The 20,145-nt window shown below is 25.1% G+C and carries 11 protein-coding genes and 1 pseudogene; 10 read left to right on the top strand and 2 right to left on the bottom strand.

Annotation, left to right across the window (positions count from 1 at the left end; all coding sequences use genetic code 11):
• Window positions 1–43: 43 nt before the first annotated feature.
• Window positions 44–3,010, bottom strand: coding sequence for a S1 family peptidase (locus AYWB_RS00080; protein WP_238374407.1), 2,967 nt, complete (start codon window positions 3,008–3,010; stop codon window positions 44–46).
• A gap of 481 nt (window positions 3,011–3,491) precedes the next feature.
• On the opposite strand from AYWB_RS00080, the gene AYWB_RS00085 reads away from it, so the two are divergent.
• Window positions 3,492–3,905 (top strand): Hsp20/alpha crystallin family protein, encoded by a 414-nt coding sequence (locus AYWB_RS00085; RefSeq protein ID WP_041639771.1) that lies wholly within the window; start codon window positions 3,492–3,494, stop codon window positions 3,903–3,905.
• Between the two features lie 594 nt (window positions 3,906–4,499).
• On the opposite strand, the gene AYWB_RS00090 is transcribed toward AYWB_RS00085, so the two are convergent.
• Window positions 4,500–7,262: a cation-translocating P-type ATPase gene (locus AYWB_RS00090; protein WP_011412302.1), complete on the bottom strand. Its 2,763-nt coding sequence runs from the start codon at window positions 7,260–7,262 to the stop codon at window positions 4,500–4,502.
• Window positions 7,263–8,051: 789 nt separating this feature from the next.
• On the opposite strand from AYWB_RS00090, the gene AYWB_RS00095 reads away from it, so the two are divergent.
• From AYWB_RS00095 to mscL, 9 genes and pseudogenes are all read left to right on the top strand, one after another.
• Entirely contained in the window at window positions 8,052–9,170 is a 1,119-nt protein-coding gene (locus AYWB_RS00095; protein WP_011412303.1) for a hypothetical protein, read from the top strand.
• A gap of 834 nt (window positions 9,171–10,004) precedes the next feature.
• On the top strand, window positions 10,005–10,202 hold the full coding sequence (locus AYWB_RS04100; RefSeq protein ID WP_011412304.1) for a hypothetical protein: 198 nt from the start codon (window positions 10,005–10,007) through the stop codon (window positions 10,200–10,202).
• A gap of 15 nt (window positions 10,203–10,217) precedes the next feature.
• Complete coding sequence (locus tag AYWB_RS04105; RefSeq protein WP_011412305.1) at window positions 10,218–10,373, top strand: hypothetical protein; 156 nt, start codon at window positions 10,218–10,220, stop codon at window positions 10,371–10,373.
• Between the two features lie 358 nt (window positions 10,374–10,731).
• The gene (locus AYWB_RS00105; RefSeq protein WP_011412306.1) at window positions 10,732–11,109 is read left to right on the top strand and encodes an SVM family protein; all 378 of its coding nucleotides are present in this window, start codon (window positions 10,732–10,734) and stop codon (window positions 11,107–11,109) included.
• 554 nt (window positions 11,110–11,663) lie between these two features.
• Window positions 11,664–11,951, top strand: a pseudogene (locus tag AYWB_RS04110) (endonuclease); the annotation flags it as partial.
• A 684-nt stretch (window positions 11,952–12,635) separates the two neighbouring features.
• Window positions 12,636–12,965, top strand: coding sequence for a hypothetical protein (locus tag AYWB_RS00115; RefSeq protein WP_049749265.1), 330 nt, complete (start codon window positions 12,636–12,638; stop codon window positions 12,963–12,965).
• Between the two features lie 455 nt (window positions 12,966–13,420).
• Window positions 13,421–15,958: a class 1b ribonucleoside-diphosphate reductase subunit alpha gene (gene nrdE / locus AYWB_RS00120; RefSeq protein WP_011412309.1), complete on the top strand. Its 2,538-nt coding sequence runs from the start codon at window positions 13,421–13,423 to the stop codon at window positions 15,956–15,958.
• A gap of 363 nt (window positions 15,959–16,321) precedes the next feature.
• Window positions 16,322–17,374, top strand: a complete 1,053-nt coding sequence (gene nrdF / locus AYWB_RS00125) for a class 1b ribonucleoside-diphosphate reductase subunit beta (protein WP_011412310.1) — start codon at window positions 16,322–16,324, stop codon at window positions 17,372–17,374.
• Between the two features lie 2,185 nt (window positions 17,375–19,559).
• A complete protein-coding gene (mscL, locus tag AYWB_RS00130; RefSeq protein ID WP_011412311.1) occupies window positions 19,560–19,997 on the top strand; it encodes a large conductance mechanosensitive channel protein MscL in 438 nt (145 codons plus the stop codon).
• Window positions 19,998–20,145: the final 148 nt, after the last annotated feature.

Here is a 20,145-nt window from a genome sequence, read left to right on the forward strand (position 1 = left end):
AAAAATATCAAAATTAAAGAATTAAATATTTTTTAAAAATATTTTATAATTTATATACAATAATGTATTTATCTTTAAAACTTTTAATATCTATTATTATAAAAACCATAATGCAAATGAAAGTCCATATTAAAAATATTGCTATTTTGGCATTGGTAATGTTTATCATTTTATTTAGTAAAAAATTATTTTTGGGAAATGTAATAAAAGGAAATTGACTCTTGTGTAGGTGATAAATATCTTGTTGAGAGCAAATATTAATTAGATTTCCTTGAGAATCAAAAGCAAACCAATTATTATAATAAAGGTTTTCTTCTGAGTTAAAATAATTTTCTAAAAAAGTACTATCTATTGTAATTGATTGGCTGCTTTGGTTATCTAGTAATGCTAAATGGCTTTGAAAAATATGAGGTGCTAATGCTTTATCAGAAATGTTATTATAATTGCTAATTAAATATATTTTTTCTCCTAACAAAAGTTTTTTATCAGGAGTAAAGGCACAAACAGGATAATTTGTTCTAGATTCAAAAGTTATGTAGCTAAAAGGATTATTTTGGGTGGCTATGTTTTGATATTTTCCTTTTTCATTTTGTAAGCCAAAAGGTGTTTGGATAGTTATTTTAACGTTTTCATTGCAAATATTTTGGAAAGTATCTAAGAGATAAGAAGTATTTAAATTTATTACATTTTTTTCCAAAATGATAGTATATATAAAAGTATTATCGGAATTATTTACAACTTTTTGGTTAATGATAACCCCTAAGTTGATATTTTGGGCATTGTAATAATCTTGGCATAAAACTATAGTTTTTAACATATCTTCTTTAATTATTTGTTCTTTATTATCAAAAAGATTATAAAAAGTATTTGGCTTTATTTGGTTTTTGGAGGTAGTTTTGGTTGATTTGATATTGGTTTCTAAAATCTTTTTTTGTTTTTCTAAAATGCTGTGATAAGAAAAAGTTTGTTTAGTAAATGATAAAAACATTTTATCTATGTCAATTTTAGGTATTTGAATTGTTTCTTCATAACTTTTTTTATTGTTATAATCAAACATTTGAATTTGTAAATAAATACTAAATTGATTAGCACTTGCTAAACTAATTTCTAGTTTCTTGTATTTATGAGTATCAAAATTAACTAATTGTATTGTTTCTAACCCATAAAAATTTATTGTAATCAGATTTTCTTGGTTGTTTTTATTTTGAAAAATTATTTTTTGTTTGGGTTGTTCTTTTATATAAACATAGAGGTCTTCTAAAAAGATTTGTGTTTGGATGTAAGGCTTTTGTTCGTTTAGTTTTTCATTTTCCAATTTGTTAAGTTCGTGTGCAATATGGTTTTTATTAGTTTTAGTTGTTTGGAATGCAATATCATTTGGATTGTGATTTGCTTTGTTTTCTTTTTTGGATTTGAGTAAATTATAAAATTGTTGTTTGATGTAATTAATGTTAATTGATTGAGAAATGCGCAAAATTTTATGGTAACTCCTATTTATGCCTATTAATTTTCCTTCAGCATTAAAAAGAGGTCCTCCGCTATTGCCTGAATCTAGAGTCATATCAGAGTTAATTTCTTTTTCATTAAAAAAAGCAACAACTCCTATTTTAAATAAATTTTGTTTAAATTGAGGTCTTTGATGAGGCATTAAATCAAAATACCACTGTTTCCATTTTATTTTTGTTGGTTTTTGGAATTGTTTAGTTTGTAAGCCTTTTTGGCAACCCAATACCCAAACTTGTTCTCCTTGATGAATAGGTATTTGTATGTCTTTTTCAAAATTAATGTATTTTTCAAGGACTTCATTTAATTTTTGAGTAGTATTTGAGCTGGGAATAGTAAAAGTTATGATAGCTATATCATCGTATTCACGATTGTTATTAATAAAAGCATATAGTTTCGCTTGACTTTTTAAACCTTGATTGTTTTTGATTGTTATTTGTTTTTGGGGATTTGATGTATGATAAAAACTTTCAATTACATGACGATTAGTTAGTGTATAATATGTAGTATTGTTATTTATTTGTTCTTTGTAAACAATTATTCCTGTTCCCAGACTATAACCAGTATCAATAAATAAAGTAATTAAATTGAGGTCTTGGAGTATTTGATTGTTGGGTGGTTCTTTTTCTTTTGTCTTTGTTTCTATATCTACTATATTATTGGGGTTGTTAATTGTGTTGATAAGTTTTATTATTGGGGATTTTTCGTTATTTATTATAGGTTTATTAAAATTTATGGAAGGAATTGCTTTAATATATTTAATTCCTTTTTCTTTTTTCATTTCATTAGGTATTAAAAAACCAATTAAATCACCTTTTTCAGTCCAAAAAATAGTTTGTTGGTTGTTGGAATTGCAACGACTAGAAATAGCAATAAATATTTCATCTAATTCATTGTTAACTTCAACGTCTTCGCTTATATGACTTTGTTGAAAGGTAATTGTTTGTGGTATAGTTGTAGAAAAAGAATGAATTGGTTGTCCTTGGCAATATTTATTGGGTCTTTGTAAAGGAGTAATTTTATATTGTTTGTGTGATTTAAAAGTTATAATATCCAAATCTTTTAATAAAGGAGTAAAAATGCTATATTGAGTTAATAGTTGATTTTGAATAGTGCCCCATTCTTCTCCTTGGGGATTTGATAATTTTATAATGTCGTTTTTTTGTGTGATATTTTTAGGAGTAAGAACAAAATATATTTTTTGTTCTGAATTTTTAATCGATGGTGCTTTTTCATTTTCTTTTTCGTTGTGGTTGTCATTATTGTTTGTGATTTTTAAACTATAAAAAATAATTCCTAAAGCAATTTTATCATCTGTATTTATTTGCCAAATTTGGTCTTTGTTGATTTGTATTTGATTAGTATTTTTAATTTGTTCTTCCTTAATATCTTTTTTAATGTTTTCTTTTAAAATATCTTTTTCTTTTTCTAAAACTTTAATAGTTTGTTTAATAGTTTTAGTTTGGCTATTTTCATTTAGTTTATCAAAAGATAAGGAATTATTCATAAATTGACTAGTATAAGAGTAATTTTGTAATTGAATAAAACTTAACCAAAAAAGAATAGATATGCTAAAAAATAAGATAAATTTACGATAAAAATTAATTCTTTTCATAAAACTCTTTTCTAATTATGAGCGATGTTTAATAAATTATAAATAGAAGTATTTTTTTCTTTTGGGATTTATTTCAAAAATATAAAACGCCCTTCATTATTATTTTACCCTAAAATTTATTTATTAGTTTGTAAAAAAAATAGCACTAATGTATTGACAGTGCCAAAAATTTTTGTTAAAATAAAATTGAGCTTAAAGAATTTAATGTTTTATACATATTATAAAAAATAAAATAAATATAAGAGATTATCAAAAAAAGACAATAAAGATTTATATTTTCATCTAAAGTTGCTTTAAGTTCAAATTAACAAATTATAGAAAATCGTTTTTTTGTTTTTTTAAGTTAGAAAAGAAGAAAAAAGGAGTGATAAAAATGCTATTTAGTTTAATTAATCAAAATCAAGATTTATTAGAAAATTTATTTGAAGATTTTAAAACAAATTCTTTAACTAATAATAATAATATTATGAAAACTGATATTCAAGAACAAGATAATCAATACCTCATTACTATTGAATTGCCAGGTTTCAAAAAAGAAGATGTTAAAGTTGCTTTGGAAGAAGGTTATTTAGTGGTTGAGGCTAAAAATTCTAAAAAAACTCAAATTAAAGAAGCTAATTTTATACGTAAAGAAAGATTTCAAGGATTTTTGAGACGTAGTTTTTATTTAGGTGATGATTTTATTTTAGAAGAAATTAAAGGTTCTTTAGAACAAGGTTTATTAAAATTAAGCGTTCCTAAAAAAGAAGTTAAACCCAAAGAAAAACATTATATACAATTAAATTAAGATATAATAAAAACAAGTTAATTAATTAACTTGTTTTTATTATATATATGATTATTATTTTTATTGGATAATAAAAATGATTAAGTTGTGAATTAATATTTAATGAATGTTAATATTGATTTTAATGGTTGTCCGCAAATAACTTCAAAAGATTTTTATAAATCTTCAATTCTTGTTTTGGCCTCTTCAATTGCGTTTTGAATATTTTTAATATTTGTTTCAATAGTTTTTTTTTAAAAAAGGTTTATTTCTAAATCATAAAGTTACCCTTCGAATTCGTATTGTTTTGAGTTTGTGATTGTGGTTGGGGGTGTTGGTGTAAATTTTGTATAAGATGAGTAAGGATTTGTGTTGCCTTTGATGTTTTTTCTACATTTCCTTTATAAGCTCTTTTTTGGATGTTGATAATTGTTGTGCAGGGGGTTCGTTATTTTCTTTTTATTTGGTATTTTACTTTTTTTTGTAAAAACACTCAATAAAAGTTAAAAAAGTAGTTTTATGAAATTTAAAGAGACTTAATAATTGATATTAACAAAAAAAGACCTCTAAAAAAAAGAGATCTTTATTTTATAAATTATTTAATTGTAAGTTATATTAGTTTATTTTTGATTTTTTTGGTTTAAATGCAAATACTTTTTTCTTCCATATGGTATCAAATAATAACATAATTAAAGGACATAATAATAACCATAAATAATGAGATATATTAATATCCTTAGTATGAAATATATCACTTAAAAAACTAAATTTAGTAATTAATGCAAAGAATAATACTTCAATTATAATACCGTAGTACAATATTTTATTAGGTTTTTTGATAGTTTGCCAAAAGAAAAGTTTGTTAGAGCGACAAGCAAATGCGTTTCCTACTTGAGCAAATATAACAGCTCCAAATGCCATAGTAGAAGCTAGGTAGAAATTGTCTTTTGTGTCAAAATTGTAAACTGCACAAAAAAATGCTAAAGACATTAAGCCTTCAACCATTCCTAAAAAGCCATAACTACGTTTTAATACTTTAGCGTCCATTAGATGATCGTTTTTAGTGCGAGGTTTTTGGACTAATAAACTTGGGTCAGTTTCTTCGGCTCCTAAAGCAATAGCAGGAATTAAGTCAGTTAAAAGATCAATTGCTAAAATTTGTAAAACATATAAGTAAGGTTCTTTAACTCCTAAAAAAGCAATAGCGATGAAAGGAAATATTTGAGGGATATTAGAAGCAAAGACATAAGTCATGAATTTTTTGATGTTTTCATAAATACAACGTCCTTCTAAAACAGCTTTCGAAATAGTTGCAAAATTATCATCTAATAAAATCATATCAGCAGCATTACGAGCAACATCAGTGCCTGCTTTTCCCATAGCAATTCCTATGTGAGCTGCTTTAAGAGCTAAAATGTCGTTAACTCCGTCGCCAGTAACACCCACTATTTCTCCATTTTTTCGGTATGCTTGAACAATTTTTAATTTGTGTTTGGGAGTGGTGCGTGAAAAGACAACTGGATGAGGACTTTTGAGGACTTCTTGTAATTTTTCTAAAGACATTTTGTCAAGGTCACAGCCGTCCAAACCAACGAATTCTTCTTTTACGATACCTACTTTTTTTCCAATGGCAGCAGCAGTAAGACTGTAATCTCCTGTAATGATAGTAATTTTAAGTCCTGCTTGAGTTAATTTTTTAACTGCTTCTTTAACTTCTTCTCTTGGTGGGTCATAATTAACTGCAAACCCTAAAAAAACCATATCTTCTTCTAGGGGAGGATTTTGTTCAATTTTTTTGTAAGCAAGAGCAAGAATGCGGTATCCTTGGCTTGCAAATTGGTCGTTTTGTTTAAGGAATGATTCTTTTTCGTGATGGCTAAAGGGAATTACTTGAGAGCCTTTGTATTGCATTTGACATTGTTCAAGGACAATATTAGGAGCCCCTTTAATAAATAGATATTGTGAATTGGTGTCATATGCAGGTTCTTGGTGGTTTTTAACTAAGACACTCATTTTTTTTCTTTCTGAAGTAAAAGGATTTAATTGGAGTATTTCTAAGTTGTTTTTTACTTCTTCAATGTTATAACCGTATTTTTTAGCAGCAATCAATAAAGCTCCTTCAGTAGGATTGCCGATTAATTCAAATTGGTGGGGTTTAGTTGGCATATGAATTAATTTAGCCTCAGAACATAGAACTGATGCAATTAAGAATTTTTCAATTCCTTTTTTGTAATCAGCATTGTTTGGGTCAACAATAAATTTTTGTTCGTCGTTATAACCAGAACCCTTTAATTTGATAGCGCCATCAGGAGTTACAATTTTTCTTACTGTAAGTTGGTTTTGAGTTAAAGTTCCTGTTTTATCAGTACAAATAACAGTGGTAGAACTTAGGGTTTCTAGGGAAGAGATTTTTTTAACTAAAGCGTTTTGTTTAGCCATTCTTTGAGAACCAATAGCTAAACTTAAATTAACGGTAGGAAGCAAGCCTTCAGGAATGTTTGCAACTAACATACCAACTGCACAAACAATTGCTGTTTTAAAAGCTGTCATATTATATTGTTCTGCTTTAAAAAAACAAATCAGAAAGACAAATAAAGCTGCACAAGAAGCAATGATACTTACTTTTTTAACGATGTGGTGCATTTCTTGGTCTAGAAGGTTTTTGCCTTTTTCAATGCTTTGAGCAATGCTTGAAACTTCTCCAATTTGGGTGTTATTTCCAATAGCATAAACAACCGCAAAACAACTACCTTGAGTAACTGTAGTACCTGCATAAACTAAATTAGGTATTTCAGCAATAGAATTATTGTCTTCGAGGTTTGGCATTTCAGTACGGTTTAAAGGAATAGTTTCGCCTGATAACATTGAATTGTCAACAAAAAAACTATTAGATTGAATAATGCGCGCATCCACTGGAACTTGGGTTCCTGTTTCTAAAAAGATGACATCTCCAATGGTAAGTTCAATAACGTCCATTAATTCTATTTTTTTGTTGCGGTAAACTTGAACTTTTTTAGGAATCATTTTACCTAAAGAAGACAACATTTTATCAGTTTTGTATTCTTGGGAAAAAGAAAATAAGCCGTTTACAATGATAACTAAAATAATAGAAATACCGATGGCTGCTTCTTTGGGATTAATTACAAAAATCATTAATGCTGCTATCCATAACAAAATAGCCATTACCGAGGTAAATTGTTTGATGAATTGTTGCCAAAACGGAAAAGATTCGCCTTTTTTGATAATATTTTTACCGTAGAGAGCTTGTCTTTCTTGGGCTTGTTTATTAGTAAGTCCGTAAGCATCAGTGTTTAGATGTTTGACAACAGCATCTTTATCAAAACGACTGATTTGCAAAATTTCTTCTTTTTTATTCATATAAAGTTTTTTCCTTTGACTAAATTTTATATTTTAGTATTTTGTTAACTGATATATAAAAAATATTTGCAAGGCTATAATGGTGTATAAAATTAAATGGAATAAAGGAATTCAAAATAATAAGGATGCTAATTAAGTAAGATAATTTTTTTTGGTGGGGGAGTTTGGTTAAGTTTTTTTGGTTTATATGTGGTTGGTTAGTCTTGTTTTATACAAATCCATTTGTATGTTTTTTCTTGCCTTCTTGTTTTGTATTTACAAGTTTAATAAATTAGTTATATTGTTTTTATAAATAATAAAAATAAATCAGAAAAGTGCCACAACCAAATTTATAAAGTATTATCTTGGGTCAATTTTACAAAATTAAATTATTTTTTAGTTCGTTTATTCTAGTCATCTTTCTTTTGATGATTAATTATTTTTTTATAAGCCTGACTAAATTATAACAAAACAAAAAATAAAAGCTAATAATAAATTTTAAAAAAATGTATTATTTTCATAATTGGGAACTAAAAACCCTTATTTTGGGAATTATTTGGGTGGAATTGAGTTATAAAATTTCTTGAAAGTAGTTTTTTAAATATATAAATCATTCAAATTTATAATTCTTAAATCTATATTATAAAATATAATAATATATGTATGAAAAATTTTAATATTCGTTTATTTATAAAATATCATTTTAATAACTAATTATCAAGTATAAAAATTTATCATATATTAATAAAGCACATTTTTCATTATCAATTATTTTTTCATGTTAAATTTTTAAGGAAATAAAAACTAAATATGATTTCTAAAACCCCAAAATTATTTTGGATAAATATTGCTATTATTATTTTTATAGTAATTATGATAAAAGAATTTATAAACTTGCCAAAAAAAAAGCCAATTAATTTAAATACCAACAAAACCCATATTATTTATGATGTTGTTCCTGTAGGGGCTTATTTTACAAAACCTTCTATAAATATGTCATTAAAAAAGTACCATTTATCTTCTGCAAGATCTAATTATAATATTTATACTGATGAAAAATACATTCCTTTAATGCCTGAACTTGTGGAAAGTCAGTTAACAAAAGAAGGGAAAAAACACCGCGATAATGAAGTTATGCAAATTGCTAAACAAGCCAAAGAGCACCAAAATAAAAAGTTTAGTTTTTCCATTTTCCAAGAAGAAAAAAATATTTTAAGAGAAATTCAACCAAATGGAATAATTATTGAAGGTTTTTTAGACTCTCGTTTGCTTACGCAAGTAATTTTACCAAGTGGATCTGTTTTTAAATATTATATACCAACACAAGACAACAATATAAAAACTATTAAAGAAATTTTGTGTGCTAACGGACAAATCCTAAAACCTGATTTTTCTTATATTTTGGATTTTTCTATAATGCAAACAACACCACTTACTCCCAGTCAATTAACAGCTTATCACGAAGCGGGACATGCATTAATAGTTTTGCAATTTCCTTTTGCATTATGTTCGGTGACCAAAATTTACATTCAAGAAACAACCACCGATTCGATGTTTTTTTTTGGACAAACAGCTGTTAGGCATCCAAAATTAAATCAAGGTGGTTGGCAAAGATTAGTTTTACAAGCTTTTGGAGGTGTAGCTGCGCAACAGTATTTAGCTAATCAAGGCAAAATTCCAAAAGAAAAAATATTTTTAGGAATTGATGATGATTTTCAATTTATAGAAAAACTTTTAATGGAAAATAATCAATTGCATAAAGTAGATTTAAATAAATTATTTCAACAAGCTTATAATATTGTTGTAAATAATAAAGATTTATTAGATATTATCGCCAAAGAAATAGACCAAAAGAAAATTTTACAACAAATAGATATAGAAAGAATTATCAAAGATAATCATATGTTAGTTACTAAATTAAGAATTTGATAAATATATTTTCATTTATTTTTGTTTTTGTTATCGATTTAGAATTAAAATTATTAAATAATTAAAATATTTTGCCAAAATAAACTTTTTTTTAAAAAAAGACTTTAAAAAAACTCTTTTTTATTTATAAAATTTCAAGAAAAAGCTCAAGATATAAAAATTAGTTAGCAAATTTGATCGTTTTTTTGTGATAAAATGACATTAATAGCAAATATTTTATCTCTATTATAGTTTTTTAAATTAATAATAAATAATTCTTTATTTTTTCTCATAAGTTAAATAATTACAAAATTAAAAAAACCTCTTTTTATTAATTATTGTTGTATGGTGTTGATTGGATTTTTGAAAGTAATTATAAAAACGATGTTTTTAATAACAAAATAAATTATAATTCCCCAAATCTTTAAACCTGCTTTATTGCTTCCAGGACGTTTTTCGCTGTTCTGTTTTTTTAGGCAACTTTTGTCTCTAAAATTGTTCTTTAAAACTAAAAATTAAGTAGATAATTTCATATCTTTTCAAACTAAGAAAATATTTTTTAAATTTCAAAAATTTTCTAAACCTTTTAATAATTCATTAGTTTCAAAAGATATTTTTTTTAAAATATTTTATTCTTACACTCTATAGTTAAGCAAAAAAGTTAAAAACTCGTCTTCAAAATTAAATTATAATTATTTTTTTACGCAATTTTGTTCTTTTGGTGAAAAAATTTGCAAAAAGAAAACCTTTTTCAAGGTTTTAATGAGGTGTTCCAAAAGTTTAGGCTATTAAAAACAAATCTTTTATTTGAAAAAATTGAAATTAGTAAATGTAAAGTTTTTTATAAAGGCACTTTTGATAAAAAAAGATTATGTTAATAAAGTTGTTTCATATGTTAGTAAATATGTCTCTAAAAATGATAAACAAATTGAAACAAATTCTAATAAAGGAATTGATTTTTATAGTCGTCATTTGTTTGGATTTTCTCGTACATGTTTTTCTTGTCCTCAAGAATCTTTTTTGGTATTATTTCCTTATGATATAATTAAATAAATAGAATTAAGTTCATTGCCAATGGTTAATTTTAATTTTTCTAATATATCTGAATGGAATATTAAACAAATAATTAATGGAAGAAATATTAACATTCCACATAATTTAATTTTATTGTTTAAATCTTATATGACTCCAAAACAAGCTCAAAATTCTAATTATTTTAGTTAGTTTAAATTAAATATTTTTAATTAATTTTGCTGTCTAATTATTGGACGGCTTTTGTTTTTGGAAAAAAATAAATAAAATTATTTATAAATTACAAAAACTTAAAAAAACTTTAAATTATTGAAATTATTAATGCTAAAATATAAGTAATAAGAAAAAGTTTTTTTAAAAGAAACAATATTTTGAAAAAACTCAGCAATAAAGGAAATAATCAAAACTTTAGAAAACGACTCTTGCAAATATTTCTAAGAAAACGCCGAATTCCCTTATAAAATAGAAACTCTAAAAAGAAACTTTCAAGCTGAATTAAAAAGAACAATAATCCCTGGTTGGGAATAAAAAATTAAAGGAGATTTTATTAATGTTTAAAGTAAAAAAACAATTTAAAATAATAAGTGTTTATTTGTTTATTTTTTTAGGATTATTATTTATTAATAATAATCATCAAGTAATGGCGATGGAAAAAGCAAATAATCATATTGATAAAAAAGCAATTAATACAAGCATACAGTTATTTGATCTTTTAAGAGATCAAAAACAAATTGTAGAAAAAATACATTATTTTAGGAATAAAGAAAAAAAAAGATTAAATTTCTATGAAGTACAACAAATTATAAAATTAGAACAAAAAAATATTGAATTAAAACAAAAAATATCAGAAATTAAAAAAATATTTCAAAAAAACAATAAAAAAGTAACTTTTAATTTAAAACCATTAATTAAAATTATAGAAGATTAATTTTAATTATTTTTATTAATATAAAAAAATAATATATTTATTAATTCTCATTAAAGACCCTTTTCAGGGCCTTTTTTATTTTAAAAGAAAGGAAACGATAAAACTATGTCCATTAAAAAAATCTTACCATCTTTACCGAGTAACATCATTTTTTTTTAATCATTATTTTTTATCTTATTAATCTCTTTAATTTTTATTAATTATATTTAATCAAATTATATCTTTTTACTTATCCATTAAGCACCCAAAGACTAAAACAGGGAATAGTAGCACAATTTTACCATTATTTAAAGACTACTAAAAAAAATCATCATGTGAAATCTTATTAATACTTGGTTAACGAAGTTAAATAATTGGTTTGCCGATATCAGCAATCATTTCTTTAATCACCAAAACAAGTGACTTAACTTAACCTTATTAACCATTATTTTATTATTCCTACCTCATCTTTTATATTTAATTGATTTTCTTTTTAAATGTCTTTATCATATAATCAAATTTATTTGTTATTTATTCCAATATATTATCTCTTTTTTTAGAAAAGGTAAATAAAAATACGAATCAAATTATCTCAACGCACTAAATTATGGTGCCAACATCGAAAAAAATATATTAACGCTTCAGAAATTGGTAGTATCACAGGTAATGATAAATTTAGAAACTTAGAATAATTAGTCCATGATAAACTCTTTGGCGCCACATTTACTTCCAACAAATACACCGAACACAGGAATAAAACTGAACCTTTGGCCAGAACTTTTTCCGAAAACATAGCTAAACTCACTTATCCTGATACCATTTTTATCGATGATGAAGTCAAAATATTTTCTTCATCACTTGAATATTTTAGGTGATTAAAGAACCATTAAAAAAATACCAACTTTTAAGTTGGTTTCCTTATTTTTTCTAAATACTAAAAAATATTTTTCTTATTAAATAATAAAAAAGGAGATTAAAATGGCGAGAAATTACAAGACGTTCTTATTTCAGTAAAAAATCTTTTAGAAGAAATAAATTAACTTTAGGCAGTTTTTTACATATTGGATTTTACCTACATTAGGCATTATTTTTCCTTTGATTGTTTATTTTGCTTCAAAAGGTTATTTATCAATAGCTAAATAATAAAAAGGAGGATAAAAAATGACTTTAAGACAAATATTAATTTTAATTGCTCTTGGTTGTATTTTTATATTTGCAGCTTATAAACTTGGTTTTATTGTTCCTGATGCAACTAAAATTACATGGATTAAATAATGAGTTTTTTTAAAAAAAACACTCATTAAGGGATAATATATGAATAAATTAAGTTAAAATTAAGGATTTTTTTAAAATGGATAAGCAACAAAAAATAAAAAAAGAATTTTACGAACATTGTCAATGTTGCGGAAGCGATTTGGGAATGAATATAAATGATATTGATTTGAATTTATTTGGTGCAATAATGACTTTAATGATTTTAATTAGTTTTGGATTTTTTTGTATTATTTGGTTTTTTGAGTTTATTTTCATTAGAAATAACTTTATTTATGTTATTAATCATGACAGGATTCAAACCAATCTTTGAATTTTTATCAAACAGCATTATCTTTATCAAAAATATGTTCCTTGGTCTATTTTTCCCTAAAAGAAAAATAAGAAATTTAGAAATTAAATTAACCAAACAAGAACACCAAGAACATTTATTATTTGAAAAATTAGACCAAGTAATAATCGCAAATGAAAAATTATTATCTAAATTAGAACAACAAAAACATAAAGTAGCCATTTGGCAATCCAAAAAAGAAAGAAAAAAGATTGTTAAAATTTCAAAAAAACCACACACCAATCGGAAAGGACTAACTGTTCCAAAACTTTAGACAATTAAATATTTTTAAATAATATAAAGGCCAGCTTTTAAGTTGATCTTTTTTTAAAAGATTTTTCTTGCATTTCTAAAAGGCCATTTGCATTTTTTGCTGCCTCCTAAATTCATGTTACCCGTCATTTATGTTTGGTAGCTAAAATATTTATTCTATAATAGAACGAATTATTTTGACGAATGATTTTTTGTCCAAAATATTTTTTCAAGCTATTTAATGCCACTATATTTTTTTCTTTTGATATAATATTAATATAAAATACATATTATCAGATTAATAATATAATCCACGCAAATTTAATTTATTATTTTAAATGCGTAATATATTTGACAGCAAGCTAACTTATTTCAAATAATTTCAATTTTTTGATGTATTAAAATTATTAAAACGTAAATATTAGTTAAATTAAACTATAAAAAATCAAAAAAGCCAAAGAAGCAAAAGGAGTTTTAATGCCAGCCTTATTTCCCAAAAAAATTAAAGTTATTTATGATGGTCTCTTGCAAGGTCAAGTTTATGAAATGGCTCAAAGTTTAGGTTTTTCCTTTCAACACATCCAAGATGTCCCTTCCAAATTAACCGACGAAAACGTTTTTTTACTTACTCGCAGTGTGAAATTTGGACAAGTATCTGATGATGCAAAAACTTTTTTAGAAAAAAACGCTACCAAAGTAATAGGTGTTGCTGTGTCTGGCAACAAAAATTGGGGCAAAAACTATGGTAAAGCAGGCGATACTATCGCTTCTAATTATAATGTGCCTTTGGTTCTTAAATTCGAAGGTTCAGGAATGCCAGAAGAAAGAGTTTTTTTAAAAAAATGGCTTGCTTGCTATTGTAACAACCAAAAATTGCCTTCTTATCAATTCAAAACCCAACCACAAATGCCCACCTCCAAAAAAACCGTCTTGCCACCTTGGATTATACTCAACAATCAAATTATTGATGAACAAGGAAAAATCAAAGACCTAAATAAAGACAAAGAAGCTTTACAAAGTTTTTTGCAAGAAGGAGTTGCCCCCAAACTAAAACGCTTTGCCACTTTACAAGACAAATTAACTTTTTTACAAGAAAACGAATATTATGAAAGCACTTTTTTGCAAAAATACAACTATTCGCAAATCAAAGAAATCTACCAAATTGCTTACCAAAAAAACTTAACTTTCCCAACTTTTATGGGAGCTTTCAAATTTTACCACGATTATGCTCTTAAAACTCGCGACAAACAACACTATTTAGAAACCTACGAAGACCGATTGTCAATAAACGCACTTTATCATGCCAAAGGTGATTTTGCAATTGCCAAACGCCTCATTGTATCTTTAATAAACCAAGACTTTACTCCTGCAACTCCCACTTTGCTCAACACAGGCAAAAAACATCGTGGCGAATTTGTCTCTTGTTTTTTGTTAGAAGCTGGCGACTCTTTAAACGATATTGCCCGTATTAATGAATTTTCGATGCAACTTTCTAAAATTGGCGGTGGGGTTTCGATTAACATCACTAATTTGCGTGCTAAAGGTGAATCTATCAAAGGCATTAAAGGTGTGTGCAAAGGTGTTGTAGGTGTGTGCAAATTATTAGACCACAGTTTCCGTTATGCCGATCAAATGGGACAACGTACAGGCGCTGGTGCTGTTTATTTGAACGTTTTTCACGCCGATATCATTGATTTTTTAAGTACGAAAAAATTAAGTGCTGATGAAGATGTTCGCGTCAAAACTTTATCTTTGGGCGTTGTAGTACCTAACAAAATGATTGAACTTGCCCGCAAAAATGAAGTTATGTATACCTTTTTCCCGCACACTGTTTTCCTAGAATACGGTAAAAATTTTGCTGATATTGCAGTTGATATGAGCTATTGGTACGACATTTTAATTGTCAATCCCAAAGTGCAAAAAAAAGCCATCAATCCGCGCCAACTCTTAGAACTTATTGCCCAAATGCAAGGCGAATCAGGCTATCCTTATTTAATGTTTTGCGATAACACCAATCAAGCAAATACTTCAGATCTGAAAGTCAAGTTTTCTAATTTATGCACTGAAATCCTTCAACCCACCATCACTTCACATTACAAAGATTACCATCAAACCCAACAAGACGAAATTGGTATGGACGTTTCATGCAATCTAGCATCAGGACATATGGGGAACATGATTACTAACAATACCATTCAAGAAACTGTTTTTATGGCAATGGAAGTAATGAACTGTGTTTCTGAAAATACAAACATTAGTTATGTTCCAGCTGTTGCAAAAGCCAATTTTCTTAACCGCAGTGTAGGTTTTGGAATCATGGGTCATCACGGCTTTTTAGCTCAAAACTACATTGCTTTTGGAAGTGAAGAAAACAAAGATTTAATTGATGTTTTTTTTAACGCTATTAATTTTTACAGCCTCCTTCATTCTTGCAATAAAGCAAAAACCACAGGCAAAAAGTTTTATCGTTTTAAAAAATCCAAATACGCTGATGGTAGTTATTTTAACAATCGTGGTGAAATTTTACCTAAAACTAACAAAATCAAAAAAATGTTCCAAAATATCACCCTTCCCACCCAAAGCGATTGGAACCAACTCAAACAAGATGTCATGAAATTTGGACTCTACAATTCTCATCGTCTTGCAATAGCTCCAAACGGATCAATTGGATATATTATGGGAGCAACTCCTTCCTTGACTCCTGTAAAACAATTAGTAGAGGAACGCACCTATGGTAACTCTAAAACTTACTGTCCAATGCCTGCATTAAAGCAAGCTTCCTTTATGTACACCACTGCTTATAAAATAAACAAATACGATCTCATTGATGTTATTGCTATTGCCCAAAAGCACGTTGATCAAGGTATTTCTTTTGAACTTGGTATTACATCTGATATTACTACGCGTGAATTACAAAAATACTATCTTTACGCTCATCACAAAAAGATAAAAACCCTTTATTACACACGAACCCAAAAGCTAAAAATTGATGAATGTGAGGCTTGTGGTGTTTAAAAACACCTTATAAAGCTGAATAAAAAATAATTAATGGAATAAAACTTTGATTAATAAATTATATTTATAATTCTCAGTCAAGTTTGACTGCTTCTCGTACTTAGTTTTTTGTGATTTTGTTTTTTTGTTAAAATAAGGCTATCACATGGATAGTCTTTTTTTATTCTTAAAAATAATTATTTTTCTCTTAACTCCTTTTATATTAAAATAAATATTCCTATTATTTTCCCAAAATACAAATCTTACCCAAATAAATTGTTCATTATTTTTCAAATTATAATCCCACAAAATAACCCTTTCAATCTTATCCCAATTAATTTATACTAAAAAAACAAAATCCCAAAAAGAAAAAGGAGTAAATCAATGAAAACCAAAAACCCCCAACCCCAAACAAATTCCAAAATCCATTTTCAAGGAGCTAACTGGAATGTATTAGAAGACAAATATACCCATTTTTTTTATGAACAAAATTTAAGTCAATTTTGGCGTCCTGAAGATATTAGTTTGCAAGGCGATCTTGCTGCTTGGAGCGAACTTACCATAGAAGAAAAAACTGCTTATTCACGCAATCTTTTAGTTCTTACTTTTTTAGATACTTATCAAGGTGATTTGGGTATGCCCATTATTGCTCGTTCTTTAGAAGAACATGAACACCAAAAAAAAGCTACCCTTAATTTTATGGGAGCTATGGAAAATGCAGTACATGCTAAAAGTTATTCTAATATTTTTATGAGCTATTTAACTAACAAAGAAATTAATCAACTTTTTTTGTGGGGTAACCAACAAAAAAGTCTTCAAACCATGATGCAAGTAATTGTAAAAGTTTATGAGGCTTTGGAAGACCAGATTTATTTAAAAAAACAAACTTCCTTGCAATTTATTGAATTGGAATTTAAAAAAACTCAGTGGAAAGCTATGGCAGTATCAGTTTTTTTAGAAACTTGGCTGTTTTACAGTGGTTTTTACTATCCTTTATATTTTTATGGTCAAGGGAAATTGATGCAATCAGGAGAAATTATTAATTTAATTATTCGTGATGAAAGTATTCATGGTGTTTATGTGGGGCGTCTTGCAACTGAACTTTATCAACTGTTTGATAAACCCACCAAACAAACTTTAAAAACATGGTTAGATGATTTGATGCAACAACTCTATCAAACAAAAACATCCTTAGTCAATGCCATTTATCATAAATTAAATTTAGAAGATGATGTTAATAAATTTGTGCGTTATAATGCCAATAAAGCTTTAATGAATTTGGGTTTTGATGCTTTTTTTCCATCCGAAAATGTAAACCCTGTTATCATTAATGGACTTAATACTGAGACTAAAACTATGGATAACTTTTCTATGAAAGGAAATGGTTATCAAAAAATGCGCTCTGAGGCGTTGCAAGATGAAGATTTTTATTTTTAAAGCCATAATCAATAATCAATAATATTTAGTTTTATAATAATTCCTTTATTTTTTATGCTAAAATAAGTATTTTTGTTTTGCAAACTAGATAATTATTTAATTAATTTATATATTTTTATAATTTTAAATCAAATGAAAAATTGTTTTGTTAATCATTTATAAGAATTAAATAATTTAGATGGGGCGTAAATACAATATGAATATATATATATATATATATATATATATAACTATTGAAATTATGATATAATTTTTATTATTTAATTATTATTTGTATTCCTTTTTTTATTAGAAAAGAAAATTGATAATTTAAAAATTACTTACCCCAATAATTTAAAATATAAAATCATTATAAAAATTTTAGAATTTATATTAATGTTTTCTTTTTTATTTATTTTTAAGATATTTAAAAATATTAAATACTCCGATTAATTTGATTTTTTTAGTATTATGCTTTTTTTAGCTTTCATCCAAGAAAAAAAGAAAAAACATTAATTTAAATTCAAATTTTTGAATGTTCTAGATTATTTGGTAGTATTTTTTATTTGTTTTACTCTCTTTTTATTTTTTTATGGTGGTTTTAAGTAATTAGGAATTGAGTTTAGAATATTTAATATTGTGTGTTTGATTCTTTTATTAATTGATTATAGATGTTTTAATATTTTTTCTAATATGTTATTTAAATTTATTTATAATAAATAAAAAGAACAAAAGAAAAAAATTATAAGGTACATAAAAAATGATTTTTTTTAGATTTTATATTTGATAATCCTGATTATTTTAATAAATTTTTAAGAAAAAATCATAATCATAAAAATCAAAAAACTAATAAATTAATTGAAAAACATATTTTTGTTAAAACTAAAAAAACTATTTTCTTATCATTTTTTTCCTTAATTTATTTCATTTTCTGTTGGGATTATTTTTATTGATTTTTAAATAAATATCATAGCGAATTATATTCCTTTTTACAAACTAAAATTACAAATTACCAAGGAATTAATTTTATTTATAGTAGGGCTTAAATTAATCATTATTTTGATATGTTGTTTTTATAAACTAAGTCTTTATTTTTGGCATCAATTCTTACCAATATCCCTTTATTTGATTACTTTATTAGTTATATTTTTATGCTATTTTATTTTTCTCCTTTCATTAATACATTTAATCCTATTATTGCCTTTAATATCTTTGCTAATTAATATTTTGATTTTAGTTTTTATTATTAGTTTTATTAGTAAAATTATTTTTTTTATATTATTATTATTTCTTAAATATCTTTTTTCTCATTAGTAATTTTTATTATACGAATACTAAGATGAATTTATGTTTTATATCAATTAGATAATTTTTTAAAAAATAAAGTTATTACCAAAGAATGCTAATAGATTTTATTTAATTTTTTATGGCTTTATAGTGTGGAAGTGTTTTGTAGTATTTTTTAACTTTTTATATATGTTGTTATTTATTTAGGTAATTTAAAAAAATGATAAAAAATGAAATTGAATATTTACATTAAAATAAAATTAAAAGAAGTTTTTATATGGGCTTTTTTGGATCTTTAATTAAACCTTCCAAAAGATTTAAACTTTTAATAAATCAACACAATAAAAAAATAACTTATCTTTATTTGCTAATATATTTTTAGGATTTTTGTATTATGGTATAAATTTGAATTTTATAAGAATTGTTTTATCTTTAATATTTAGTAATTTTTACCTTAATTATGGGCACTTTAATGTGGGTTATAACTTTGGAAAATTTAGATCTTTTTTTATTAAAGAGAGGATTCCTAAAAAATATGAATGGATAATTATAATTATTTTTCGTTTATCTAATTATAAAAAAATATAGTATTATAATTGTAATCCAACTAATACTAACTTAGAAAAGTTAGTTTTTTAAAAATAAATTCATTTTGTAAAATTGCTATTTTCATTTTTTTGTTCCTCTTTTTTATAAACAAGATATAAAATTTATAAAGAAAAATTACAATTAAATATTTTTTTTAGATATTTTAATATTTTTATAATTAAAAAATGTTATAATACAAATGTAAAAATCCCTTTTATTTAAAGTGTTAAAAGTTGGTTTTTTATTGGTTTTTCTTTTGACTTGAAAGTATTTGTTTTGAAAGTATTGTTTTGCGTTTTTTTAATTTTTTATTAAAAAAAGGAGTTTTAAAATGATAGAAAATTATAATTTTACCTCTAAATCTTTGGAATTTGCTAAAGGTTTTAAAGCTTTTATTGCTCGTGGTAATGTTATTAATTTAGCTGTTGCAGTTGTAATAGGACAACTTTTTGCCAAAATTGTAAGTTCTTTGGTAGCAGATATTATTATGCCTCTTTTTTCTTTGTTATTTAATTATACTGGGGCTTTAAAAGATTTGAAATTTACAATTAAAGCTAATACTTATCTTTGTTATGGTAATTTTTTGCAAACTATTTTAGAGTTTTTGTTGCTTTCTTTTATTATTTATACTATTTTAACTTTAATGTCTTGGAAAAATCCTTTGCAAAAGGAAAAAACCGATAAAAATATGTTGCTTTTACAACAAAGTCTTAATAAAGAAATTGCTTTATTAGAAGAAATTAAAAATATTTTGAAATCAAATAAGTAATTGCAAATTAGTATTAACAATAAATGTTATTTAGTTGTTATTCAAACAATTATAAGGGACTATTTTTAATAGTCTTTTTTTATTAAGTTTTATTATTTTAATTATATTTATTATTCTTTTTGCCCTTATTATTGTTTGGAAAGAAATT

The organism is Aster yellows witches'-broom phytoplasma AYWB (assembly GCF_000012225.1).
Taxonomy (GTDB): Bacteria; Bacillota_I; Bacilli_A; order Acholeplasmatales; family Acholeplasmataceae; genus Phytoplasma.